The following is a 23,245-nucleotide window of genomic DNA, read 5'->3' on the forward strand; positions in this document are numbered from 1 at the left end:
GTGCCCGCCCCTCAGGGCTGGGCACCCCGCGCGGGGCCGCGCCGGATGCCGAGGGGCGCGGGAAACCGCGCCACGCACGGGCTGGCTGCCTGCCCTCGCCACCTCCGGATGCCCAGGGGCGCAAGGCCTTCAATTCCCTTATCGGCCAGGGTAGTTGGCCGCGTCCGGATCAGGGCCGATCCGGCCGCCGTTGTCTAGGGCGGCGATGTCGCACAGATCCTCCGAGGTGAGGTCGAAGTCGTAGACATCGATGTTCTCCCGGATCCGCGACGGGGTCACCGACCGGGGAATCACCAGGTTCCCGAGCTGTAGGTGCCAACGGATCACGACCTGGGCCGGCGTTTTCCCGTACTTCTCGGCGAGACGGGTGAGGACCGGCTCGGCGAGGAGCCGCCCGCCCTGGGCGAGCGGGCTCCAGGCCTCGGTGGCGATGGACCGCTCGGCGGCGATCGCGCGCATCTCGTTCTGGGGGAGGTAGGGGTGAAGCTCGATCTGGTTGAGGACTGGGACGGTACCGGTCTCCGCCAGTAGCCGGCCGAGGGTGGTGGCGGTGAAGTTGGAGACGCCGATCGCTTTGGCGCGCCGTTCGGCGTGGAGCCCCTCCAGGGCCTTGTACGACGCGACGTACAGGTTCTGCTCCGGGGCGGGCCAGTGGATCAAGTAAAGGTCGATGTAGTCGGTGCCCAGGCGACGCAGGCTCGCGTCGAACGCGTGGAGCGCGGCGTCGTATCCCTGGTCGGCGTTCCACAGTTTGGTGGTGATGAATACGTCCTGACGGGGGACGCCTGAATCGCGGACCGCGCGGCCGACGCCCGCCTCGTTGCCGTAGACCTGGGCCGTGTCGATGCGGCGGTAGCCGGCGTCCAGGGCATGGGTGACGGCCGTGTACGCCTGATCGTCCGTCAGCGGCCAGACACCGAAGCCGATCCGTGGGACGCAGGTGCCGTTGTTGAGGGTGCGACGTTTCATGAGCGGGCCGTCCGATCCGTATGTGCGGCGACGACCAGCCCTTCGAGCGTGCCGCCAACGGTGGGTTCGAGGAAGCGCCGACTGCGGTCTCCCGGCGGGTGTCACCTCTGGCCCTGTCAGGTGTCAGGTGTCAGGTGTCAGGTGTCAACTGTCAGGTGTCAGAAGGTGTCAGGTGTCAGGTGTCAGGTGTCAGCGTGCTGGCTTCCGGGCCTACCGCATTGCGGCGACGGGATCACATCCGCCGCGAACGCCATCGCGTGCCAGTCAGGAACCAGGGTGGTCCTGATCAGGTCATCGGCCTCCCTGATCTGGGCCGCTGTCAGGTAATCGCGGAATCCCCCGATGATCCCGCGGCGGGTCTTGAAGGACTCGGGGTCGCCCGGTCTGCCGGGCCGCAGGCGTTCCGAGTGGAGGGCGTCGCTGAGTTCCATCGCCCGCATGCTCGAGAAGCCGGCGTATTGCACCGCTTCCCGCAGTGCTTCGGGCTCAACTCGCGGGAGCCCGCAGAAGGCCAGGATCCGGGCGAGTTCTCCGGGGGTGTCGGTTGCGAGACGCTCGTAGGAGGTGAGGAGGAACGAGCGCGGAACGTCCCTACGGGCGTGCCAGATGTTCCAGAACGCGACACAGGTCCGCAGGCTGCCCTCATTCTCGCCGATGAACTGTCCGAGCGGTCCGGTGTAGGGGTTGTCCGGCCGCAGGGTGCGCTGGAAGTAGTAGGAGACCGTCGTGTCCCGCAGGTCGCGAGTCAAGAACACGACCCGTCGCCTGCGGTAGGGCGCCTTGTCCGTGGACAGTTGCGCGGGTGTGCGCCACCCGACCTGGTCGTCGTGGCTGAAGGTGATCTTGGGGATACGCGGGTCCGCGGAACTGAACTCCTCCAACCGCAGATCGCGGCAGATCTCCATCGGCAGGCCCCAGCTGATCGAGATGGCCTTGGCCATCAGCAGCCGCAGCCAGGTACGTCCGCACTTCGGAAAGGAGAGGACATGGATATCCGGTGCGGCAGACAGTTCAGGAAATACCGACGAGCCTGTCATGGAGAATGATTATGTACGCTCCCGGCAACCGCACAAGGGTGTCGGGGCCCGGGGGATCAGCAGCACTGCGCACCGTCACCCGCGTCCCCCCTCTTCAGTGATCTTCGAAATCCTCGGGAAAGAGCGTCAGTCCCGTCCTTCGCTCGACGACCGAGATGGCCTCCACGGGGCAGGTGAACGCCGCGTCCAGCACGCGGTCGTCGGGGGTGACGTGCGCGGCGGTCGGCCGTGAGTGATGGGTGCTGTCGATCGCGAAGTGGTCGGGCGCGGTACTCGCGCACACTCCCGAACCGATGCAGCGACGGCTCTCGATGTCGAGCCGCCATTCATCCGTCATGTGGTTCCTCCTTTCCGTGCGCTTTCGCTCCGCGACTGCTGCCGGTCTGGTGAAGATCTCCTGACCGGATGCCTTCGAAATTCTCGGAATTCTCGTCGGCTGCGCACGCAAGAGAAGCAGGGGAAAGGTGTCAACCGCGCGCAGAAAAGGAATCCGTCCTCAAATTACCCTTCTCGGCGACCGAGCGAAAGACCGTCTGATTCAGCCATCTTCGACGCGCCCCGCCACCGGTGACCCGGCCGGGACCGGTCCATCGGTCAACACCTCGCCCGACGGTGGCCGAGCGTACCGATTCGACCACGAAGAGGCGCCGTGGGCTGGAGGGACAGATACTCTGCGGCTCCCCGCGCGCTGCGGTGCCCCAGAGCACTCCACCGGCTCCCACGCTGTCGCCAAGCGGAATTCCGGACTGCGTACCCTCGTCCGGATAGCCGTCGTACTCGCCACTCACCCTTGGCCGGGGCACTTCCGGCCCGGACGATGATGAAGCCGGTGCACCCGACCGAGCACGGTAGGGCCGGTGTGGTGAAGGGAGTACTCCATGAACGAGGAAATCGAGCAGCTCGCAGACGAAGACCTTCCCGAGCTCGCGCTGATGATCGACATTCCCTCGCGCGACTAGTCACGACTGGTCCTGACGGCACATCCGCACTCCCTGCGGCGGGCCTTCCGGTCCGCCGCACGGTTGTCGAAGACCCCGGAAGAGGGTGCATGCGCGTCGAACCGGACACCGAGGAAGCCGTCGACGAGCGGACGCGGCTGCTGGGGCGCATGCGGCGCGTGCTCGAGCGGGCGGAGCTGGCGCCGCCGGGCAACGACGGCCTGCGCCACCCGGCGGCGGTCGAGGTCGCCCACACAGCCCAACAGGCGCTGCGGGCCGGCCCGCTGGGAGCGGAGCGGCGGCGCAGGCTGGCAGAACGACTGGAGCGCGTGTCACCGTCCGCCTTCGCGCCCGCCGATCCGCAGGGCCACCTGAGCCGTAGCGTGACCCGGGCGCTACGGTCGGTCCCCGCTCACCGGGGCGTCGACGGACAGCCGGCCACGGCCGGGGTCGTGGTGTGGCAGGAGCATGAGCGCGAGGCGCTGGCACGGGCTGTCGGACTGCTGACCCGGGTCTGGCCTCAAGCCGCCGCCGAGGTACGGGAGACGGTCGCCGAGATCGCGCTGCTGGAAGGTGACGCGATCGACGGGTTCACCGACTTCACCATTCACGGCGCGATCCTGGTGCACCGGGCCCGCCTGACGGACAGTGCCGCCGGGCTGCCGGGCCCGGTGCGGTTCGCCGAGGCCCTGGTCCACGAGGGCGCGCACACCCGGTGCAACGCGGCGGCCCTGACAGGTCCCTTTCTGCTTCCCGACCGCCATGAGGGCGCCGGAGCCGCGCCCCGGGGCGAGGATCTGCTGGTCGAGACGCCACTGCGGGCCGACCCGCGGCCGCTGACCGGCTTGTTCCAGCAGACGGTGGTGCTGGCCCGCAGTGTGCTGCTGTACCGGCGGCTCGCGGGTCTGAGCCCGGTGGTCGACTCCCGGCACGAGATGCTCGTGGGCTCGGCGCACCAGGCCGTTCATGCCCTGGGGGCCCACGCCGACAAGTTGACGCCCCACGGCAGACAGCTGCTCGCGGAGTGCGCCGACCACGTCGGAGCGGCCACGTGACGTCGTGGACGCCGCAGGTGTTCGCGCCCTATCCGGAACAGCCCGGCATCGTGTTCGCGCGAGTGGCCGCCCGCTCGGCGGCGTTCGAGAGCACGAGCGCGGCCGGCGGGGCGCCGGTGCTCGTCGGTGCCGCCGCAGGGCACGACCGGGGCCAGGTCGCCGTGAGCGCGCGCGGAGAGCTGCTGGAACGGCTCGCGAACGTGCTGGCGGGCCGGGCGGCCGAGGCGGCCCCCGAACTGGTGGGCACCCGCGAGGACCTGCGCCGCAAGGGGATACCCACCATCGAGCCGCGGCCCGGCGCGGACACCAGACGGTTGTGGGTACGCAGCCGGACGACCCGCGGCGAAGAAGCGTTCGTCCCGGCGGGCTCGGCATTCCTCCACCACCGGCCCCCCGCCGGATGCGACGCCGCGCAGTCGTCTGGCTCCACCGGCATCGCCGCGCACCCCGAGGGGAAGGCGGCGGCTCGCCACGCGGCCTGGGAAGTGCTCGAACGCGACCTGCTGCGGCGCAGTTGGTACGGGCTCACGGACCGGCCGCCGAGCCTGGTCCCGTTCGTTCCCCCGCCGCCACTGGCCGCCTTCCTCCGGTCCGCGGGGCTGACGATGACGGCCTTCGGCGTCCCCGCTCCGGCCGCGACAGCCTGTGTCGTCGTATGCCTGCACCAGCCCGACGGCACCGGTCAGGCGTTCGGCGCCCGCTGCGGGCCGGCGAACACCGTCGGGTCCCTGGCCGAGAAGGCGGCGTACGAGGCGCTCATGGTGCGGTGGAGCATGCGGACACCGGTCGCCCGCGCGGCCTGGGGAAAGTGGCACGGCGCGAGCGAACCGGCGACCGCCGTCGAGCACGCGCTGTGGACCTATCACCGCCAGGACAGCCTCCGGTTGTGGAACGTGTCGCCGCACGACATCGGCGCCCGGCCGGACAGTGGTGTGCCGACTGATCCGCCCGACCCGCTCGACGTACTCGCCAGGCACACCGGCCAGGAGGTCGCCCTGGTGGAGAGCACGGCCGCGGCGGCCCGCGACGCGGGCGTGCGAGTGGTGCGCGTACTCGCCCCCGGGGCCCTGCCCCTGCCGTCCGGCCCCGGAACCGGCCCCCCTCACCCCTTCGGCTAGGAGCCCCATGAACGACGTCCCCCCGTTGCCGTGCCCCGGCTACGCCTTTGACTTCGCCGACGACTACGACCGTTGGTTCGCCAAGCCCGGCATCACCGGAGCGACCGTCGAATCCCTCGCCGCTCTCGCCGGCCACGGGCCGGTCCTCGAACTCGGCATCGGCACCGGCCGGGTGGCCCTGCCCCTGGCGGCACGCGGCGTCGAGGTGCACGGCGTCGACGGCTCCGAGGCGATGCTCCGCCGCCTGCGTGCCAAGCCGCAAGGAGCCGACATCCCGGTGACGGTCGGCGACTTCGCCGACGTCCCGGTCGACGGAAGCTTCAGCCTGGCCTTTCTCGCCGGCGGCACCTTCTGCGAACTGCCGGACCAGACCGCGCAGGCCCGCTGCTTCAGCAACGTGGCAGCGCGGCTCACGCCGGGCGGTCTGTTCGTGCTGGACGCCCATGTGCCCGAGGCCCTGGCAGTGGCGACCGGCCCCGAGGTCGTCTCCGAGGGAGACGACCACCTGGTGCTCTGCTACCGCCGCCTCGATCCGTCGGCTCAGCGCTACCGCTCGCACTACGTCATCCACGAGGACGGACGCACCCGGCACCTACGCGTCGAGTTCCGCTACGCGAGCCACGGCGAGCTCGACCTGATGGCCGGTCAGGCCGGCCTGCGGCTCAAGGAACGCTGGGGCAGCTGGAGCGGCGCCCCCTTCACCCGCGACAGCGCCTACCACGTCTCCGTCTACGAACGCCCCTGACCAGCACACCACGACGCAACGGCGGAAGGCCGAATGACACAGTCAGAACAGATCCCGGCGTTCCCCTTCCCGCACCGGGACGGGCTCGACCCGATACCCGAGTTCGCCGAGCTGCGCCGCAACGCCCCGGTCACCCGGGTCCGGATGCCCAGCGGCGACACCGCGTGGCTGGTGACCCGGCACGCGGACGTCCGCCGCGTCCTGGGGGACCCGTGTTTCAGCCGGGCCCGGGCAACCAGGGGAGAGGGGCCAAGGGTCGCGCGCACGACCACGCTGCCGGACTCGATCCTCGCCGCCGACCCGCCCGACCACTCCCGGCTGCGCAGGCTCGTCGCGCCCGCTCTCGGCGGACGCCGGGCAGAGGCGATGCGAAGCGACATCGCGCTCCTGGCCGACCAGTTGCTGGCGAGCATGGAGCGGCAGCCACAGCCCGCCGATCTCGTCGCGTGCTTCACCCGGCCGCTCACCCTGACCGTGATCTGCGATCTGCTCGGGACACCCCGGCTCGACGGTGACCAGCTCGACACCTGGAACGACGCAATGCGCAGCGTCACCGCCATGCCGGACACCGACGTCATGGCGGCCGTGGACGACATGACCGGCTACCTCACCGACCTCGTCGCCGCCAAACGCGCCCACCCCGGAAACGACATGCTGAGCGTGTTGATCGCGGCACGTGACGAGGGGGACCGGCTGAGCCAGGGCGAGCTCATCTCTTTCTGTGTCGTCCTGCTCGCCGGCGGTTACGGCACCACCGCCGACCGGCTCGCCGGCCTGCTCCACCTGCTGCTGGACCAGCCGGAGCGCTACCAACTGCTGCGCCACGAACCGGAGCTGATCCCCAGTGCCGTCGAGGAACTGCTGCGGTTCGCCCAGGCCACCGTCGGGGCCAACCTCCGGGTGGCCGTTCAGGACGTGGTGCTCAGCGGAGTGAAGATCGCGGAGGGTGAGGCGGTGATCGCCCTCACCTCCTCGGCCAACCACGACGAGGACGTCCACACCGCGCCGGAAACGCTCGATCTCACCCGGGCCGCGCCGGCCCACCTGGCCTTCGGCCACGGCGCCCACTTCTGCGTCGGGGCGCAACTCGCCCGGGTCCAGCTCCAAGAGGCCCTCGCCGCTGTGGTGCGCCGTTTGCCGGCACTGCGCGCGGCGGGCCCGGCGGACTGGAAACGCGGCCAGATCACCCGGTCCCCGCGCACGCTGCCGGTGCGCTGGTGAAGCGCGACCAGCCGCCGGAGGGCCAAAGAGCGTGTCCGGGCCGTCGAAGGGACCGGAGCTCCGGCCCTGGACCCACCCACCGAGGAGCAGCACCGCATGCGCATCGCCTACCTGCACCAGGGCAGCATCCCCTCGTTCTTCGCCAACGGCGTCCACGTCATGCGCATGTGCGACGCGTTCACTGACGCCGGGCACGACGCCACTCTCTACTCCCTGCCCGGCACGTACACCGACGACGACCCGTACGCGTACTACGGCGTTCGTCACCGCTTCCCGATCCGGCTGGTCCCCGCCCCCGACCACACCCCGGCCGGCTACCGCAGACGCGGCGAAGACATCCGCGGGCTACTGACCGGTGACGCCCTGCCCGACCTCATCTATGCCCGCGATCCCTACACCCTCACCGCCACCGCCGATCTCGCCCCCTTCGTGTACGAGGTCCACCAACTGCGCCGGGACCTGCCCGCCGGGACCGAACAGGCCCTGCTCAGCCATCCTCGGCTCGCGCGCGTCGTCGTCATCACCCATGCGCTCGCCCACGACCTCCAAGAGGCCTACGAGCACCTGGGCACGTTGCCCATCCACGTGGCGCCCGACTGCGCGGACCCGCCGGGCCCCGACACGGCGGCCGTGACACCCATGCTGCCGGGCCGCCCGGACGCACCGAAGATCGGCTACGTCGGGCACCTCTACGACGGACGTGGCATCGACCTCATCCTCGACCTGGCCGGCCGCCTCCCCCTCTTCGACTTCCACCTGGTCGGCGGCACCACCGAGGACCGGGCCCGCTGGGAAGACCCCTGCCCGCACCCCAACGTGTACTTCCACGGGCACCAGCCGCCATCCGCCCTCCACGGCTACTTCCCCCTCTTCGACGTGGTCCTCGCCCCCCACCAGCCCAAGGTGTACACCTGGGGCCGGCTCGACGAGATCGGACGCTGGACCTCCCCGATGAAGCTGTTCGAGTACATGGCCCACGGCCGGGCCATCGTCGCCTCGGACCTCCCGGTCCTGCGGGAAGTCCTTCAGGACCGCGTCAACTGCCTGTTACGTCCGTCCGACTCCCCGCAGGCGTGGGCCGACGCCCTCATCGAGCTCACGGCGGACCGGACGTTGCGCGGGAGGCTCGGCGACGAGGCCCGGCGGGAGTTCCTGGAGCTGTACACCTGGCGCCGCCGGGCCGGCTTGGTTCTCGCGGACCTCGGCCTGCCGGACACCCCGGGCACCGGCCGCACGCCGTGACCACGACCACCGGACCGGCCCCGGGCACGGGCCGCCAGCACCCGCATCCGCGTCGTCCGGCGGACGTCGCGGTCGTCAACGACCAACCTCACGGGAGAAGTTCATGCAGCAGCGGGCGAACCGGCGACCGGCACTGGGCAGGACCGTCGTCACAGGCGCCGCTGGTTTCATCGGCTCGCACCTCGTCGAATCCCTCCTCGCCGACGGGACCACCGTGGTCGGCGTGGACCGGCGCGCCCCGCATCTCGACTCGGTGGCGGCGGCCAACCTGGGCCGAGTGCTCGGCGACCCGAACTTCACGCTCATCACGGCTGACCTGCGGACCTGTCCGCTCACAGCCATCTTCCGGCAGGCCGACGCGGTCTTCCACCTCGCCGCTCTGCCAGGGGTGCGCGATTCGTGGGGCGAGCGGTTCACCGAATACGCGTCGTGCAACATCTTCGCCACCGAACGCGTGGTGGCCGCCTGCGAGGACGCCCGCGTACCCCGCCTCGTCTACGCCTCCTCCTCCAGCGTCTACGGGACCAGCAGCCGCGCCACCCGCGAGGTGACCACGCCGAACCCCGCCTCCCCCTACGCGGTCAGCAAGCTCGCCGGAGAACAGCTGTGCCTGGCCCACGCCGGCAGCGCCAGGTCGGAGCTGACCGCGGTGGCCCTGCGCCTGTTCACCGTCTACGGGCCCCGACAACGCCCCGACATGCTGATCGGCCGCGCCCTCACGGCGGCTCTGGGAGGCCCGGAGTTGACGCTCTACGGGGACGGCAGCCACACCCGCGACTTCACATACGTCGGTGACGTGGTCCGCGCCGCGATCGCCGCCGCCACCCGGCGGATCGAAACGACCGTCCTCAATGTCGGGGCCGGCGTCAGCACCAGCGTGCTGGAGGTGCTGTCCGCCGTCGAGGAGTTGAGCGGCCGCGCGGTGCCGGTCACCAGGCTCCCCGCACAGGCCGGCGATGTGGACGCCACCCTCGCCGACCGCTCCCAGGCAGCGGCCCTCCTGGACTGGGCACCACGCACCACCCTCGTCCAAGGCATCGCCCACCAGTTGTCCTACCTCACCGCCGACGCGTCAGCGAAACGCAACGCTCAGGGTGGCGCTCGTCGAAGAGAGCGAACCGAGGGGCTGACGCCCCGCTGACAACGGCGAACCCGTCCGCCCCGACGTGCTCACCCTCGACGACTCCACCATGCGCGGCTGCCCGCAGCCCGGGCCGACGACCTCTGAGGGCCGGGGGACCCCATGACGGGCCGACTGTGCCCCTACAGACCGGCACCGGATGCTCAGGGGCGCGGTGAACTGCGCGCCCAGCCACGCACCACCGGCGTGTCAAGGGTGGGCGGGGCTACTCCTGCGGGTTTGGTGCCGTCGCGAGCCCCGTGGGGCAGGACGCACCCCAGTTCGTCTCGAACGGCGCCGCCAGCTTGACGCCCGTTCCGCCGATGCCGCAGTAGCCCGCCGGGTTCTTGTCCAGATACTGCTGGTGGTAGGGCTCCGCCGGGTAGAACGGGCGGCCCTCGGCAGGCAGCAGCTCCGTCGTGATCGTGCCGTGGCCCGAGGCCGTCAGGACCTCCTGATAGGCCTCGCGCGAGGCCCGCGCCGTGGCCTCCTGCTGGGGGCTGTGGGTGTAGATCGCCGAGCGGTACTGGGTCCCCACGTCGTTGCCCTGGCGGAACCCCTGCGTCGGGTCGTGGTTCTCCCAGAACACCTTCAGGAGCTGGGCGTAGGAGACGCGGGCCGGGTCGTACACCACCCGGACCGCCTCGGTGTGCCCGGTCAGGCCCGAGCAGACCTCCTCGTACGCCGGGTTCACCGTGCTGCCGCCCTGGTAGCCGACCAGCGTCGTCCAGACGCCCGGCGTCTGCCAGAACTTGCGCTCGGCTCCCCAGAAACAGCCCATGCCGAAGTCCGCGACCTCAAGGCCCCCGGGGTAGGGACCCGCCAGCGGGTTGCCGAGGACCGTGTGCCGGGAGGGCAGCGTGAATTCCGGCTCCGGGCGGCCCTTGAGGGCCTGCTCGGGGGTGGGCAGCTCGGGCGGGCGACGGCCGAAGATCATCATGGGCTCCTCAACGAGGCGGGGGTGCGTAGGGGGAACGCACGGCCGGCCCCGTAGATTCCGGCCGCCCCGGCCCGCGTGACCCGCTCCCGCCCCGACCCCGCCTCCGCGTGCGCGGCCCGTCCCGCCCTACGGCCGCCGCAGCGTCGCCGGGCTGCCCCCGTTCGCCTCGTACCCCGCCACCGCCAGCGCCCGGTACAGGGCGTACTCCGCCGCCGGGTCCTCGCTGAGCGTCCACGGCACGGCGCCCACGTGACCGTCGAGGGCGACGAACTGGTCCATGGCCTCCGCCCAGCGTTCGGCGCGTACCAGGAAGGACGCCAGGAGGTGGCGCACCTGGGGCAGCGCCGGGTCGTCGGGCCGGGCCAGGTGCACGGCGTGCAGGGCGCCCTCCATCGCCCGGCTCACCACGGCCGTGCGGTAGAAGTCGTTGACGAGGACGACGTCGGGGATGTGCTCGTGCAGCGCGAACAGGGGCAGCGCCGACAACAGGGAGCCCTGCGGGGCGCGCGCCGCCGCCGACGTCGCGAACTCCTCGGCCTCGGCGCGCGAGCCGTGCCACTTCTCGCAGTGGTAGTGCAGGGCCGCGAGGTGGGCGCCCATGTGCCCGGGGGCGCGGTCCATGACCTTCGCCCAGAGCTGGTCGAACTCCGGGCGGGGACGGGCCAGTCCACGGGCGACGGCGAGTTCCACGATGTAAGGGACCGGGTCGCCCGGCGCGAGCAGCGCGGCCTCGCCGCACACCGTGTGCGCCTCCTCCAGGATGATCCGGAAGTCGTCCTGGCCCACCGAGGAGGTCCGCCACGCCTGCTGGACCAGGAACTCCGCGTGCACCTGCGCCGCGCCCGCGTCCTTGGGCGCCTCCGAACGCCACGCGCGCAGCCAGGCGCCGCCGACGCCGGGACGCTGGGCCAGCTCCAAGGAGGCCGCGCCCGCGAAGGCCTGGACGCGCTGCCAGCGCCGCTCGCCGTCCTTGGGCGTCTCGGCCAGCAGGCGCTGGGCGGGCTTCCAGTTCTGGGTGCCCTGCACCACCGCGAGCACGTCGAGGAGATCCTGGTCGGGACCCGGCAGACGTACGTCAAGGTCCTCCTGGCGTACGAAGTCGTACGCCGCCGGGTCCGCGGCGTCCGGCGCTCCGGGCCGGGACAGCTGGATGCCGGGGCCGCCGCCGCGCCGCAGCGCGAACCGGCCGAGGATCGCGACGACCACGCCCAGCGCGATCAGGGTCCACAGAATCTCCATGGTCCCCAGCGAACCAGACGTCCGCCGGATATGACGAACTCGGTGAGCCGACGAACTAGGCTCTGGGGCCATGAGCCACGAGCACTCTGACAAGAGCTTCGAGACCATCGCGATCCATGCCGGCAACACCGCGGATCCGTTGACCGGTGCGGTCGTTCCCCCGATCTACCAGGTCTCCACGTACAAGCAGGACGGCGTCGGCGGGCTGCGCGGCGGCTATGAGTACAGCCGCAGCGCGAATCCGACCAGGACCGCCCTTGAGGAGAACCTGGCGGCCCTCGAAGGCGGCAGCCGAGGCCTCGCCTTCGCCTCGGGACTCGCCGCCGAGGACTGCCTGCTGCGTACGCTGCTGACGCCCGGCGACCACGTGGTGATCCCCAACGACGCGTACGGCGGCACGTTCCGCCTGTTCGCCAAGGTCGTCTCGCGCTGGGGCGTGGAGTGGTCGGTCGCCGACACCTCCGACCCGGCGGCCGTGCGGGCCGCCGTCACCAACCGCACCAAGGTCATCTGGGTCGAGACGCCCTCCAACCCGCTGCTCGGCATCACCGACATCGCGGCCGTGGCGCAGGTGGCCGCGGACACCGGCGCCCGGCTGGTCGTGGACAACACCTTCGCCAGCCCCTACCTCCAGCAGCCGCTCTCGCTCGGCGCCGACATCGTGGTGCACTCGCTGACCAAGTACATGGGCGGTCACTCCGACGTCGTGGGCGGCGCCCTGGTCGCGGCGTCGGCGGAGATCGGCGAGGAACTGGCGTACCACCAGAACGCGATGGGCGCGGTCGCCGGTCCCTTCGACTCGTGGCTGGTGCTGCGCGGCATCAAGACGCTTCCGGTCCGCATGGACCGGCACAGTGAGAACGCGGGCCGGGTCGCCGAGATGCTGTCGCGGCACGCCAAGGTCACCAAGGTCCTCTACCCGGGCCTGCCCGAGCACCCGGGTCACGAGGTGGCGGCCAAGCAGATGCGCGCCTTCGGCGGCATGGTCTCCTTCCGCGTCGAGGGCGGCGAGGAGGCGGCCGTCGAGGTCTGCAACCGTACGAAGCTGTTCACGCTCGGTGAGTCCCTGGGCGGCGTCGAGTCGCTGATCGAGCACCCGGGCCGGATGACGCACGCGAGCGTGGCCGGCTCGGCCCTGGAGGTCCCGGCGGACCTGGTGCGCGTCTCGGTGGGCATCGAGAACGCGGACGACCTGCTGGCCGACCTCCAGCAGGCGCTCGGCTAGATCCCGGCCTCCAGCAGACGCTGGGCCAGATCCCTGGATCCCTAGATCCCGACGGGTGGCGTCACCGAGGACGGCGGCGCCACCCAGGGATGGGCGATCGAGGCCCAGAGCGCGAAGGCGAGCACCGCCGCCGTGGCCAGAAGCCACAGCAGGCGCCGCGCCACGCGCCGTCTGCGCAGCACACGCAGCCCCAACTCGGCGGCGCGGGAAGCGAGTTCGGCGGGCAGGACCGGATGGGCGCCGCCTTCGAGGAGCCGGCGGACCTCGGCGCTCTTGCGGTCGGGCATGCTCATCCGTACCTCCGCCCGCCGTGACCGTCCCGCCGCTTCACGGCGCGGCCTTGGGGGTCGCGGGCGTGCTGCGCATCGCGGCGACCGCCCGGGCGCAGATGGCGCGGACCCGGTCCACCGGCAGGCCCGTCATCGCGGCCGTCTGCTCCTCGGCGACGCCCTCGTAAAGCCGCAGCACGAGAATGAGCCGTTCCTGCGGGGTCAGCCGGGCCAGCAGCCCGGTCCCCGGGCGGGGCCCCGGCACACCGGGGAGCGCCGGGCGGCGACCGCGCCAGGCGGTGCGGGCGAAACGGGCGGCGAGTTCCTGACGGGTCCGGTCGTAGGGATCCTCACCGCGCAGCCGCTGCCAGCGGGCGTACGTCTGGGCGAGCGCGGCCGTCAACAGGCGCAGGGCGCGCGGGTTGGCGTCGGGCGCCTCGGCGGTCAGGAGGGTGGCGGCGTGCAGCAGCCGGCCGCCCGCGCCCGCCACGAATGCCTCGAACTCCCGGGTGCGGCGGCGGTGTTGGGCAGAGTGCCGCTCGCGCATGAGCCTCATATGAGGGCAGGCGCGAGCCCCGGGTCAAGAGGTCGGCGCCGCCGGCTCCTGCGGGGCCGACTGGCGGGCGGAGAGCGCGGTGTTGAAGCGGGTCAGGAGCGCGCAGAACGACTCGCGCTCCTCGTCCGTCCAGCCGTCGGTGACCTGCGCCATCAGTTCGCGCCGCGAGGAGCGCACCTCTTCGAGCCGTGACTGGCCGCGCGGCGACAGCTGGAGCACCACGGCCCGGCCGTCCTCGGGGTGCGAGGTGCGCTTGACCAGGCCGGTGTCGACGAGCGGCGCGACCTGACGGGTCACCGTCGAGGAGTCGATCCCCATGCCCGACGCGAGCGCCTTGACGCCCATCGGGCCTTCCAGGTCAAGCCGGTTGAGCAGCAGGTAGGCGGCCCGGTCCATCGAGTTGCGGACCTGTCCGACCCCGCCGAGCCTGGTCTGCTCTGCGCGGCGGGCGAACACGGCCACCTGGTGCTGGAGGGCATCGAGGAGGCCGGGGTCGAGCGGGGGAGTCATGTCCTGAACTGGGGGCATGGCCGGGGCTCTCTCGTGCGGGTGTCGGTGTGGTGGGGGACAGAGTACGCGGCCTGCTCGGCATACGTACCGGCGGTGCGCAAACCTGTGGACAACTGCCTTCGTGATCGAAATCCGGACAGTCCCGAAGGGGGCGAGCTGCGAGACTTGAAGCATGAGCTTCGGTACGTCCAGCCCCGCACACCCGCTGATCCTCGACGATGTCCGCGGCGCGCAGAAGATGCTGTCGGGAGTGGCCCGCACCACCGCGATGGAAGGCTCCCGCCACCTCTCGTCCCTGGTGGGCGCGCCCGTCCACCTCAAGTGCGAGAACCTGCAACGCACCGGCTCGTTCAAGCTGCGCGGCGCGTATGTGCGGATCGCGGGGCTGCGGCCCGAGGAGCGGGCGGCCGGGGTGGTCGCGGCGAGCGCCGGCAACCACGCGCAGGGGGTGGCCCTCGCCTCCTCGCTGCTCGGGGTGCACGCCACGGTGTTCATGCCGATGGGCGCCCCGCTGCCGAAGGTGGCGGCCACCCGGAGTTACGGCGCGGAGGTGATCCTGCGCGGCACGGTCGTCGACGAGACGCTGGCCGCTGCGCAGGCGTACGCGCACGAGCGGGGCGCGGTGTTCATCCACCCCTTCGACCACCCGGACATCATCGCGGGCCAGGGCACGGTGGGCCTGGAGATCCTGGAGCAGTGCCCCGAGGTGCGCACCATCGTCGTCGGTATCGGCGGCGGCGGGCTCGCGGCGGGGATCGCGCTCGCGGTCAAGGCGCTGCGGCCCGACGTGCGGATCGTGGGGGTGCAGGCGGCGGCCGCCGCCTCCTATCCGCCCTCCCTGGCCGCGGGCCGCCCACTCGCCATCGACGCGGCCCCGACGATGGCCGACGGGATCAAGGTGGGCCGGCCGGGCGACCTGCCGTTCGCGCTGATCAGCGAGTTGGTGGACGAGGTGCGTACGGTCACCGAGGACGAGCTCGCGGCGGCCCTGCTGCTCTGCCTCGAGCGGGCCAAGCTGGTCGTGGAGCCGGCCGGGGCGAGTCCGGTGGCGGCGCTGCTCAGCGAGCCCGCGGCGTTTCGCGGGCCGGTGGTGGCGGTGCTCTCCGGCGGCAATGTGGACCCGCTGGTGATGCAGCGCATACTGCGGCACGGGATGGCGGCGGCGGGCCGTTATCTGTCGGTGCGGCTGCGCCTGAAGGACCGCCCGGGGGCGCTGGCGGCGCTGCTGGGGGAGCTGACGGTCCTCGATGTGAACGTCCTGGACGTGGGCCATGTACGGACCGATCCCCGGCTCGGGCTCGCCGAGGTGGAGGTCGAGCTGCACCTGGAGACGAAGGGGCCCGAGCACTGCGCGGAGGTGACGGCGGCGCTGGAGGAGGCGGGGTACGTGGTCATCGGCTGAGCCGGCGCCGATCGGCCGTCCGGCCGGGGGGGCGCCTGTTCGCCCGCGCGGCCGCCCGGGCGGGACCGCGCCCGGGGCGGGAGCGGTTCGTTGTGCCGGGATCGGCCGAACCCCTGACGAGACGCGATGTATCGCGTTAGGGTCTGCCTTGATGTGGCCCGCCGGGGTGTCCCGGCCGGGCTCATCGGGCGATGGCTGCCCGGAAATTCTAGGATTTGTCCAGAAAGCAGCAAGTCACAACAGTCTTAATCCACCACAGTCTTCATCCATCATTGGGGGTACTCGCATGCCAGGCGCCATCTACGCCGAAGGCCTGGTGAAGACTTTCGGCGACGTCACGGCTCTGGACGGGGTGGACCTCGACGTCCCCGAAGGCACCGTCCTCGGCCTGCTCGGCCCCAACGGCGCCGGCAAGACCACCACCGTGCGCGTTCTGACCACCCTGCTCAAGCCCGACCGGGGCACGGCGGTCGTCGCGGGCATCGACGTGCTCAGGCATCCCACCGAGGTCCGCCGCTCGATCGGCCTGTCCGGCCAGTTCGCGGCCATCGACGAATACCTCACCGGCCGCGAGAACCTGCGCATGGTCGGCCGCCTCTACCAGATGAGCGGCAAGGCCGCGAAGGTGCGCGCGGGCGAACTGCTCGACCGCTTCAACCTCGCCGACGCCGCCGACCGGCCCGCCAAGACGTACTCCGGCGGCATGCGCCGCCGCCTCGACCTCGCGGCCGCCCTCGTGGTCTCGCCGCCGGTCATGTTCATGGACGAGCCGACCACCGGCCTCGACCCGCGCAACCGGCAGCAACTGTGGGAAGTCATCCAGGAGTTGGTGGCCGGCGGCACCACGCTGCTGCTCACCACGCAGTACCTGGAGGAGGCCGACCGCCTGGCCCACGACATCTGCGTCGTCGACCACGGCAAGGTCATCGCCCGGGGCAGCTCCGACCAGCTCAAGGCCCGCACCGGCGGTGAGCGCGTCGAGGTCGTCGTCCACCAGGGCGACCAGATATCGCCGGCCCGCGACGTACTCGCGACGTTCGGCAAGGGCGAGGTCAAGGTGGAGGAGCACACCCGCCGCCTCACCGTCCCCGTCACCGGCGGCGCCAAGCTGCTCGCCGAGGTCATCCGGGACCTCGACGCGCGGGGCGTGGAGATCGACGACATCGGCCTGCGCCGCCCCACCCTGGACGACGTCTTCATCTCGCTCACCGGCCACGCGGCCGAGAGCCCCCCGGAAGAGGGCGAGGCGGGCACCACGACGGACGGCGCGGCGGGCCGGGGGCCCGGAGCTCAGGCAACGGACAAGGCGAAGGGGCGCGACAAGTGAGCACAGTGAGCGAAACGGTCACGTCCGGGGCGCCGGCCCCGCGCGGTGGCATCGCCGGGTCCGTACGGGACTCGCTGGTCATCGCTCAGCGCAACATCATCCGTATGGCCAGAATCCCGGAGATCGTCCTCTTCGGTCTCATCCAGCCCATCATGTTCGTGGTGCTGTTCACGTACGTCTTCGGCGGCTCCATCAGCGTGGGCGGCTCCACCGACCCGGGGCTCTACAAGGAGTTCCTGATGGCCGGGATCTTCGCGCAGACCGTCACCTTCGCGACGGCGGGCGCGGGCGCGGGCATCGCGGATGACATGCACAAGGGCCTCATCGACCGCTTCCGGTCGCTGCCGATGGCGCGCGGCGCGGTCCTCACCGGCCGCACCCTGGCCGACCTGGTGCAGACCGCCCTCACCCTCGTGGTGCTGGCCGGCGTCGCGCTGCTCGTCGGGTGGCGCAGTCACGAGAACATCGGCAAGGTGATCTGCGGCTTCCTGCTGCTGCTCCTGCTCGGGTACGCGTTCTCCTGGATCGGCGCGCTGATCGGCCTGACGGTACGCAGCCCGGAGGCGGCCACGTCCGGCGGCCTGATCTGGCTGTTCCCGCTGACGTTCATCTCGAACGCCTTCGTGCCGGTCACCGGGATGCCGTCCTTCCTCCAGCACATCGCGGAATGGAACCCCTTCAGCGCGACGGTGGCGGGGGCGCGGGAACTGTTCGGCAACACGATGCCGAACGTGCCGAGGTCGATCACGGGTGCGTGGCCGATGGAGCACCCGGTGCTGGCGTCGGTCATCTGGTCCGTCCTGATCATCGCCGTCTTCCGCACCCTGGCGGTCCGCAAGTACCGGCGGGCGGCGAGCTAGCTCCCCCAACAGCCCTGCGGGGGGCGGCGGTTGCGTCCGGGGGCGTTGTCGTACCCGACGGATCGACGCCCCCCGCGGGTAGTTTTACGCCTGTCCGTCGTGAGAGCGGATTCATTCGCTCGACCGGGCGGGATGCCTACGGCTTCCGGTGCCTCCCCCTGCCCGGGGCGAGCGGCTGCTTCTCCGAGCCGGGGGCGGGAGTCGGGGGAGCGTCGGCTTCCGGGTAGAGGATGCGTTTGGCTTCAGCGAGGTTGGCCGCGAACGCACAGGGCTCCCAGGCGTGCCCGTTCCAGCGCTCGATGACGCGGGGAGCGCCGGGATTCAAGTGCGAGCCTCGGGGGCCGGCACCGGGGAACATCGGCACAGCCCGCAACCGGCCGATCCTCGCGTGACGGCGCTCCGCCCACGCCGAGAGAGGCTCCTCGTCCATGTGCCAACCCTAGCGGTGCGGCGAAGTCAGTATCCGCCGTCAACGCGGTGCTCCCAACGCAGAGCGGGCTGACCGTCCACCCAATACGCGTGGGACCTGTCCGTGACACGGAGCTGTACGGCGGTGATGTCGGGGTTCCCTGCGGCCTGCCAGGCGATGAGGGTCCGCTCGACCTTGTCCCACAGGGCCACGGGGCCGCCCTGGCGGACGACCCAGCCACCGCCGTCAGCCCTCTCAGGGTCGAAGAGGTAGAGCAGTCGGGCGCCCTCGCTTGTGGCAGCGCGGACGAAGTGGGCACCGGGGACGGAAAGCTGCGCGAGGAAGGCGGGTACCCATTCCTCCAGCCGGAGTGGCGACACCCTGGCCTCTCGCTCACTGTCGGCGTACGCGGTACGGGCCGACAGGTCACCCGCCACGGGGGTGACTGCCTGGGCGCGGGCCTGCATGAACGAGGAGCGCTTGATAATCGAACCCTCTGCGGTGCCGTTCTCCTTGACGGTGACCTTCGCAAGGCCCGTTCCCCAGGGCCACGAGCCCACGGTGCTGAGGATGATCCCGCCGGGCCGCGTCTGCCTGACCCAGGTGTATGGGATGCGGCGGACGGCACAGGTGGCGATCACCCGGTGGTAGGGCGCTCGGCGCGGGTGGCCGAGAAGTCCGTCGCCGGTCACGGTCCATGTTGAGTAACCCACTGTCTCCAGGGTGGCATCAGCACGTGCCGCCACCTGCGGGTCGACCTCGATCGTGGTGACGTTGTCCTCGCCGAGGTAGTGGCACATCAGGGCCGTGGAGTAGCCGGTGCCAGTACCGATCTCCAGAACCCGGTGTTCCGCCTTGAGGTCCAGGGCCTCGATCATGCCCACGACTGTGGTCGGGTCGGTAGAGGAGGATGTCGGTACGCCCGCGACGGCTTCGCTCACTTGGTCGGCGGCGAGGTGGCCATCGAGCTGGGTGGCCAGTGTGTCGACGCTGTAGGCGATCTTCAGCCACTCGTCCGGGTCCGACCCGAGGGCCGTGAGCGGCCGCCACGTCCGCCCCTCGTCGAGGAAGACCCCGGGGTGGAGGAATCGCTCGCGCGGCACGCTCTCCACAGCCCCGCGCAGCCAGGGAAGCGTCAGGACGCCCTTGTTCGCGAGCGCGGCGGCCATGCGGCGCCGCTCGGACGCGGAGCCTGTCATCGGCTGTCTCCTGGCGTGAGCAGGTCGGCGAAGGCTGCGGACATCGGGAGACCGGTCTCCGTCTCCAGCCACCCCCATTGACCGTTGGGGTTCAGCTCCAACCACCAGTAGTCCCCTGCGCGGTCCACTGCGAGAGCAAGACCTTCACCCTCTCCGAGCCGCGCGCTGCCGCCCGGTCGCGTTGGGCGGACCCGCCGTCGTTCCGCCAACCGCCGGTCGGCCGGCCGTCGTTCCGCTAGTCGCAGGTCGGCCGACCGTCGTTGCGCTAGCCGCCGATCCGCTTGGCGTAGCCGACGAAGGACTGCCAGGCGGTCGACGACGCCGTCAGGGCCGGGCCGTCGCTGCCCAGCTTCGAGTCCCGGAACATCACCCCGCCCGGTGCCGACTTCGTCTCGACACAGTTGCCCTCGCCACCGCTGTGGCTCGACTTGGTCCAGGTCTGCTCATTGATCATGCTGCTCGTGCTCCTCAAGTGCCGCTCCGATACGTGCAAGGGACTGCTCGTGCGGTAGGGCGCACGCCCTTGCCAAATCGTATGACCGGCGACACTTGGCAAGCTCGGCGGGCGTATCCATCACGCTGCCGCTGTGGGGGCCTTCGGTGTACGCGATCTGGGCGCCGTCCTCCATGGTCATGATGCGTAGCTGGCCGACCTTGAGAGCGTGCATGCCGATCCGCCGGGGGACGAGCTGCAAAACGATCTTGCGCGACTCCATCAGACCCAGCACGTGCCGCAATTGCGCTGCCGCGACCCCGGGCCCCAGATCCGCGTCCAGCATGACCTCCTCCACGATGAGCCAGACCTCCGGACCACTCCCCGGAGCAAGGAGCCTGGCCCGGTCCACGCGCTGGTCCACGAGCTCTTGGATCGCGGCCTCGGAGTGGTACGGCCACACGGACTTGAACACGAGCTTCGCGTAGGCCGGACACTGGATCAACCCGGGCCACATGCTGGGGTTGTACTCCTCGATCCGCTGAGCCTGCTGCTCCATTTCGGCCACCCACGCGAAGAAGCTGGGCATGAGACCGGAAGACTTCTCTGCCAACTCGAAGAGGCGGACGAAATGGCCGTCCGTCTCGAATGCCAGATCCAGCCGTATCGACAGCTCGCGCGTAGGTGGACGCACGCCCCGCTCCAAGCGGCTCACGTAGTCCTCCGACACGCACATCTGCCGACTGAGTTCGTCCTGGAGCCACCCGGCCTTTTCCCGCAGCCGCTTCATTTCCGAGTGCCAGAAGCTGCGCGGGTTCTGCGTCCCGTCCAGCCCTCCCGGCTCCGTCATCGCACACCTCCTCAGCCGGACAAGGGCGTTGTCCGGGTGCCGCCACTGGTGAGCGTACTCAGTAAGAGGAACTCTCGTATCAGCAAACGGAGTTGAGCCCCAGGAAGGACGAATGCATGTTCGCCAGCAATATGCCCATGCCGACAAGAAAAACCCCCTTCATTCCGGAGACCAGGGCCGAAGTCGTGGACGAGGTCTTCCTGGATTTGCGGGCGGCGTTGGAGGGGGCCGGGGTCGACGTGGGGGAGCTCACACTGGAATGCGCGCGGACCTGGGACCCGGCCGCCGGGCGCCACGTCGACCTCCACACCATCCGGTTCGGCCGGATCTCGATCGACGGGGCCAGGAAGCTGACGGACCTCTGCCGGGCCGCGCGGAGGCGGCCCAGGTGAAGTACGCGAAGGGCGAGGTTGTCGTGGACATGGCCCGGAATCTGGCCGGCCAGGTCATGGAGGTGAACGGAAACGCACTGACCCTGGCCCGTTCGGAGGGCTGGGGCACGTGGGAGCAGGAGGCCGACCAGTGCAGGCCCGCCAGCCCCGTGGAGGCCGCGTCCCTCACCCCCGGCGGAGCCATCCGCGTCATCTCGTCCTCGCGACGGCGGCCCTGATCCTCACAGCCCTGGCCGTCGGCGTCTTCTGCGCCGCGACAGCCGTCCATTACGTGGGCCGGCACGGACAACCCCGAAGCGGCCCCCGCGTGGCCGCCATGCGCCGCCGGACGGCCGACGGGACCGGTGGGGGCCGTGCGGGAGGAGGGGCCCAGGGGATGGGCGGGGCGGAAAACGCCCCTACACTCCCCTCATGGCACAGAAGATCGTCACCATCTACACCGATGACCTCACGGGTGAAGAAACCACTGAGGCGGCCACGCACCAGATCGTCATTGACGGCGTGGCTTATGAGATCGACCTCGCTCCGGAGAGCTACGACAAGTTCCTTGAGGCCATCGCGCCGTTCACCAAGGCCGGCCGTCGGGTCCGCGCGGGCAAGGGGAAGGCTGCGGCCCCGGCCAAGTCGGCGGGCGGCAGCGGCGACACCGCGGCCATCAGGGCCTGGGCCAAGGAGAACGGCCACCACGTGAACGACCGAGGCCGCGTCCCGGCCGAGATCCGCGAGGCGTACGAGAAGGCCACGAAGTAGCGGACGTACCTGCGCGTACGTACCCCCGCGGACACGTACCCCGCGTACGTAGCCACGCGGACACGTACCCCCGCGTACATACCCACGCGGACGTGCCCCCCCCCCGAGCGGCGTACCCATGAAGCTGCGTACGCAGAATGTGGCGTACGTGCGAGGTGGCGTCCCTCCCCCGGCGCCCCGGCCCGCGCCACACCCGCACGGTCACGGCCGCGCCCCCCGGGCCGGTGAGGACCACGCCCCGACAACGAAGCCCCGGCCGCCGCAGAGGCGGCCGGGGCTTCGACGTGGGGCTCGGCTGCGTCAGCCGTTGAACGGCACCGCCGCCAGGATCTTCACGGAGGCCTTCTTGCCGTTGGGCAGCTCGTACTCCGCGTCCTCGCCGACCTTCTTGCCGTTCACGCCGGAGCCGAGCGGCGACTGCGGCGAGTACGTCTCGATCTCCGTGGAGGCGTACTCACGCGAGGCCATCAGGAACTCCAGCGTGTCGTCCGGGTCGCCGTCGAAGGCGATCGTGACGAGCATGCCGGGGGCCACGACGCCGTCCGCCGCCGGAGCCTCGCCCACCTTGGCGTGCTCGAGGAGCTGGGTCAGCTGGCGCACCCGGAGCTCCATCTTGCCCTGCTCCTCCTTGGCCGCGTGGTACCCGCCGTTCTCCCGGAGGTCACCCTCCTCACGGGCCGCCGCGATCTTTACGGCGATCTCCGTGCGCGCGGGACCAGACAGGTACTCCAGCTCGGCCTTGAGCTGGTTGTACGCCTCCTGGGTCAGCCAGGTGACGTTGTCGCTGGTCTGGGTCACAGGTGCTCCTCGTCGGTACTGGATATACAAAGCACATACAAAGCACGCCCTACCCTCAAGCATGTTCCTTGACGGGTGGGCGAAACCACGAGCCTAACAATTCAGGCGCCGTAGGGGGAGGACATACACCGCTGGGATTGCATCAGCGCAGGTCAGGCCGGGTTGAGCCGGTTGAGCCGGTTGGGCCGGGCGAGCGGGCCGGGCGCCGGCGCTCAGTCGGACTGGCAGCTGACCAAGGAGGCGGCCGTCGCCCGCGAGGTCGTGGTGATCGTGAGGACCTTGTCGACCTGGGTGACCGGCTCGTCGAACCGGAAGTCCGCCCGGCCCACGTCGTCACCGCTGGTCTGCTGGGCGCGCAGGGTGCAGGTGCCCTTGGCCTTCTTGTCCTTGGTCACTTCGAGGTGCACCTCGACCCTGGTGTCCGAGACGACCTTGAACTTGATCACCTGCGCGGAGAGCGACTGCCCGCCCACGTAATCGAAGCCGATCCAGGCGACCACGCCGAGCAGCGCGGCGCCGAGCACCGCACCGACGATCTTCAGCTTGCGGTCCGCGCGCTGGTCCGCCGAGCGCCCGTAGCGCCCCTCGGGAAGCTGCTCGCGCACAGCGCCCATGATCGTCCTCCTGCTGGTGGGGGTCCA

27 protein-coding genes and 1 pseudogene are annotated in these 23,245 nt (G+C 70.8%); 13 read left to right on the forward strand and 15 right to left on the reverse strand.

All coding sequences use genetic code 11. The features are described from left to right. Positions 1–138: 138 nt before the first annotated feature. The 3 genes from ABR738_RS25815 to ABR738_RS25825 form a co-directional block, all read right to left on the reverse strand. A complete protein-coding gene (locus ABR738_RS25815; protein WP_350232330.1) occupies positions 139–969 on the reverse strand; it encodes an aldo/keto reductase in 831 nt (276 codons plus the stop codon). Between the two features lie 182 nt (positions 970–1,151). Then, on the reverse strand, positions 1,152–2,006 hold the full coding sequence (locus ABR738_RS25820) for a sulfotransferase domain-containing protein (protein ID WP_350232331.1): 855 nt from the start codon (positions 2,004–2,006) through the stop codon (positions 1,152–1,154). A gap of 94 nt (positions 2,007–2,100) precedes the next feature. Beyond that, positions 2,101–2,343 carry a ferredoxin gene (locus ABR738_RS25825; RefSeq protein WP_350232332.1) on the reverse strand — a complete coding sequence of 81 codons (243 nt, stop codon included), beginning with the start codon at positions 2,341–2,343 and terminating at the stop codon, positions 2,101–2,103. Positions 2,344–3,054: 711 nt separating this feature from the next. Between ABR738_RS25825 and ABR738_RS25830 the strand changes: the two genes are divergently transcribed. From ABR738_RS25830 to ABR738_RS25855, 6 genes are all read left to right on the forward strand, one after another. Beyond that, entirely contained in the window at positions 3,055–3,999 is a 945-nt protein-coding gene (locus ABR738_RS25830; protein ID WP_350232333.1) for an aKG-HExxH-type peptide beta-hydroxylase, read from the forward strand. Beyond that, entirely contained in the window at positions 3,996–5,117 is a 1,122-nt protein-coding gene (locus ABR738_RS25835; protein ID WP_350232334.1) for a YcaO-like family protein, read from the forward strand. The genes ABR738_RS25830 and ABR738_RS25835 overlap by 4 nt, the downstream gene beginning before the upstream one ends. A gap of 7 nt (positions 5,118–5,124) precedes the next feature. Beyond that, positions 5,125–5,862 (forward strand): class I SAM-dependent DNA methyltransferase, encoded by a 738-nt coding sequence (locus tag ABR738_RS25840; protein WP_350232335.1) that lies wholly within the window; start codon positions 5,125–5,127, stop codon positions 5,860–5,862. Between the two features lie 33 nt (positions 5,863–5,895). Further along, positions 5,896–7,083 carry a cytochrome P450 gene (locus ABR738_RS25845; RefSeq protein ID WP_350232336.1) on the forward strand — a complete coding sequence of 396 codons (1,188 nt, stop codon included), beginning with the start codon at positions 5,896–5,898 and terminating at the stop codon, positions 7,081–7,083. A 96-nt stretch (positions 7,084–7,179) separates the two neighbouring features. Beyond that, positions 7,180–8,325, forward strand: a complete 1,146-nt coding sequence (locus ABR738_RS25850; protein WP_350232337.1) for a glycosyltransferase family 4 protein — start codon at positions 7,180–7,182, stop codon at positions 8,323–8,325. Positions 8,326–8,428: 103 nt separating this feature from the next. Then, the gene (locus tag ABR738_RS25855; RefSeq protein WP_350232338.1) at positions 8,429–9,466 is read left to right on the forward strand and encodes an NAD-dependent epimerase/dehydratase family protein; all 1,038 of its coding nucleotides are present in this window, start codon (positions 8,429–8,431) and stop codon (positions 9,464–9,466) included. Positions 9,467–9,671: 205 nt separating this feature from the next. Here the strand turns inward: ABR738_RS25855 and msrA are convergent, their stop codons facing one another. Then, positions 9,672–10,382 (reverse strand): peptide-methionine (S)-S-oxide reductase MsrA, encoded by a 711-nt coding sequence (gene msrA, locus ABR738_RS25860; protein WP_350234744.1) that lies wholly within the window; start codon positions 10,380–10,382, stop codon positions 9,672–9,674. A gap of 129 nt (positions 10,383–10,511) precedes the next feature. Next, on the reverse strand, positions 10,512–11,624 hold the full coding sequence (locus ABR738_RS25865; RefSeq protein ID WP_350232339.1) for a hypothetical protein: 1,113 nt from the start codon (positions 11,622–11,624) through the stop codon (positions 10,512–10,514). Between the two features lie 70 nt (positions 11,625–11,694). On the opposite strand from ABR738_RS25865, the gene ABR738_RS25870 reads away from it, so the two are divergent. After that, positions 11,695–12,849, forward strand: coding sequence for a cystathionine gamma-synthase (locus ABR738_RS25870; protein WP_350232340.1), 1,155 nt, complete (start codon positions 11,695–11,697; stop codon positions 12,847–12,849). Positions 12,850–12,890: 41 nt separating this feature from the next. Here ABR738_RS25870 and ABR738_RS25875 read toward each other — a convergent pair whose 3' ends face one another. Genes ABR738_RS25875 through ABR738_RS25885 form a run of 3 tightly spaced genes read right to left on the reverse strand, consistent with a single transcriptional unit; the run spans position 12,891 to position 14,202 of the window. Continuing rightward, positions 12,891–13,142 carry a hypothetical protein gene (locus tag ABR738_RS25875; RefSeq protein WP_350232341.1) on the reverse strand — a complete coding sequence of 84 codons (252 nt, stop codon included), beginning with the start codon at positions 13,140–13,142 and terminating at the stop codon, positions 12,891–12,893. Positions 13,143–13,176: 34 nt separating this feature from the next. After that, a complete protein-coding gene (locus tag ABR738_RS25880; RefSeq protein ID WP_350232342.1) occupies positions 13,177–13,665 on the reverse strand; it encodes a sigma factor-like helix-turn-helix DNA-binding protein in 489 nt (162 codons plus the stop codon). 33 nt (positions 13,666–13,698) lie between these two features. Continuing rightward, positions 13,699–14,202, reverse strand: coding sequence for a MarR family winged helix-turn-helix transcriptional regulator (locus ABR738_RS25885; protein WP_350232344.1), 504 nt, complete (start codon positions 14,200–14,202; stop codon positions 13,699–13,701). Positions 14,203–14,356: 154 nt separating this feature from the next. On the opposite strand from ABR738_RS25885, the gene ilvA reads away from it, so the two are divergent. From ilvA to ABR738_RS25900, 3 genes are all read left to right on the forward strand, one after another. Beyond that, positions 14,357–15,586 carry a threonine ammonia-lyase gene (ilvA, locus tag ABR738_RS25890; RefSeq protein ID WP_350232345.1) on the forward strand — a complete coding sequence of 410 codons (1,230 nt, stop codon included), beginning with the start codon at positions 14,357–14,359 and terminating at the stop codon, positions 15,584–15,586. 286 nt (positions 15,587–15,872) lie between these two features. Beyond that, a complete protein-coding gene (locus ABR738_RS25895) occupies positions 15,873–16,913 on the forward strand; it encodes an ATP-binding cassette domain-containing protein (protein ID WP_350232346.1) in 1,041 nt (346 codons plus the stop codon). Further along, positions 16,910–17,773, forward strand: coding sequence for an ABC transporter permease (locus tag ABR738_RS25900; RefSeq protein WP_350232347.1), 864 nt, complete (start codon positions 16,910–16,912; stop codon positions 17,771–17,773). The genes ABR738_RS25895 and ABR738_RS25900 overlap by 4 nt, the downstream gene beginning before the upstream one ends. A 136-nt stretch (positions 17,774–17,909) precedes the next feature. On the opposite strand, the gene ABR738_RS25905 is transcribed toward ABR738_RS25900, so the two are convergent. From ABR738_RS25905 to ABR738_RS25925, 5 genes and pseudogenes are all read right to left on the reverse strand, one after another. After that, on the reverse strand, positions 17,910–18,203 hold the full coding sequence (locus ABR738_RS25905) for a DUF6087 family protein (protein WP_350232348.1): 294 nt from the start codon (positions 18,201–18,203) through the stop codon (positions 17,910–17,912). Positions 18,204–18,229: 26 nt separating this feature from the next. After that, the gene (gene tgmC, locus ABR738_RS25910; RefSeq protein ID WP_350232349.1) at positions 18,230–19,381 is read right to left on the reverse strand and encodes an ATP-grasp peptide maturase system methyltransferase; all 1,152 of its coding nucleotides are present in this window, start codon (positions 19,379–19,381) and stop codon (positions 18,230–18,232) included. Continuing rightward, a pseudogene (locus tag ABR738_RS25915) lies at positions 19,378–19,515 on the reverse strand (ATP-grasp ribosomal peptide maturase); the annotation flags it as partial. The pseudogene ABR738_RS25915 and the gene tgmC, both read right to left, overlap by 4 nt. Positions 19,516–19,646: 131 nt before the next feature. Further along, positions 19,647–19,835, reverse strand: coding sequence for a DUF397 domain-containing protein (locus tag ABR738_RS25920; RefSeq protein ID WP_350232350.1), 189 nt, complete (start codon positions 19,833–19,835; stop codon positions 19,647–19,649). Beyond that, on the reverse strand, positions 19,825–20,664 hold the full coding sequence (locus ABR738_RS25925) for a helix-turn-helix domain-containing protein (protein WP_350232351.1): 840 nt from the start codon (positions 20,662–20,664) through the stop codon (positions 19,825–19,827). The genes ABR738_RS25920 and ABR738_RS25925 overlap by 11 nt, the downstream gene beginning before the upstream one ends. 116 nt (positions 20,665–20,780) lie before the next feature. Between ABR738_RS25925 and ABR738_RS25930 the strand changes: the two genes are divergently transcribed. From ABR738_RS25930 to ABR738_RS25940, 3 genes are all read left to right on the forward strand, one after another. Next, the gene (locus tag ABR738_RS25930; RefSeq protein ID WP_350232352.1) at positions 20,781–21,056 is read left to right on the forward strand and encodes a hypothetical protein; all 276 of its coding nucleotides are present in this window, start codon (positions 20,781–20,783) and stop codon (positions 21,054–21,056) included. Next, positions 21,053–21,274, forward strand: a complete 222-nt coding sequence (locus ABR738_RS25935; protein WP_350232353.1) for a hypothetical protein — start codon at positions 21,053–21,055, stop codon at positions 21,272–21,274. Before ABR738_RS25930 ends, ABR738_RS25935 begins: the two co-directional genes overlap by 4 nt. 193 nt (positions 21,275–21,467) lie before the next feature. Further along, positions 21,468–21,806: a histone-like nucleoid-structuring protein Lsr2 gene (locus ABR738_RS25940; RefSeq protein ID WP_350232354.1), complete on the forward strand. Its 339-nt coding sequence runs from the start codon at positions 21,468–21,470 to the stop codon at positions 21,804–21,806. A 300-nt stretch (positions 21,807–22,106) separates the two neighbouring features. Here the strand turns inward: ABR738_RS25940 and greA are convergent, their stop codons facing one another. Then, a complete protein-coding gene (gene greA, locus ABR738_RS25945) occupies positions 22,107–22,604 on the reverse strand; it encodes a transcription elongation factor GreA (protein WP_100574820.1) in 498 nt (165 codons plus the stop codon). Positions 22,605–22,816: 212 nt separating this feature from the next. After that, positions 22,817–23,218 (reverse strand): DUF4307 domain-containing protein, encoded by a 402-nt coding sequence (locus tag ABR738_RS25950; RefSeq protein WP_350232355.1) that lies wholly within the window; start codon positions 23,216–23,218, stop codon positions 22,817–22,819. Positions 23,219–23,245 lie beyond the last annotated feature (27 nt).

Origin of the sequence: Streptomyces sp. Edi4 (assembly GCF_040253615.1) — a bacterium.
Lineage (GTDB): Bacteria > Actinomycetota > Actinomycetes > Streptomycetales > Streptomycetaceae > Streptomyces.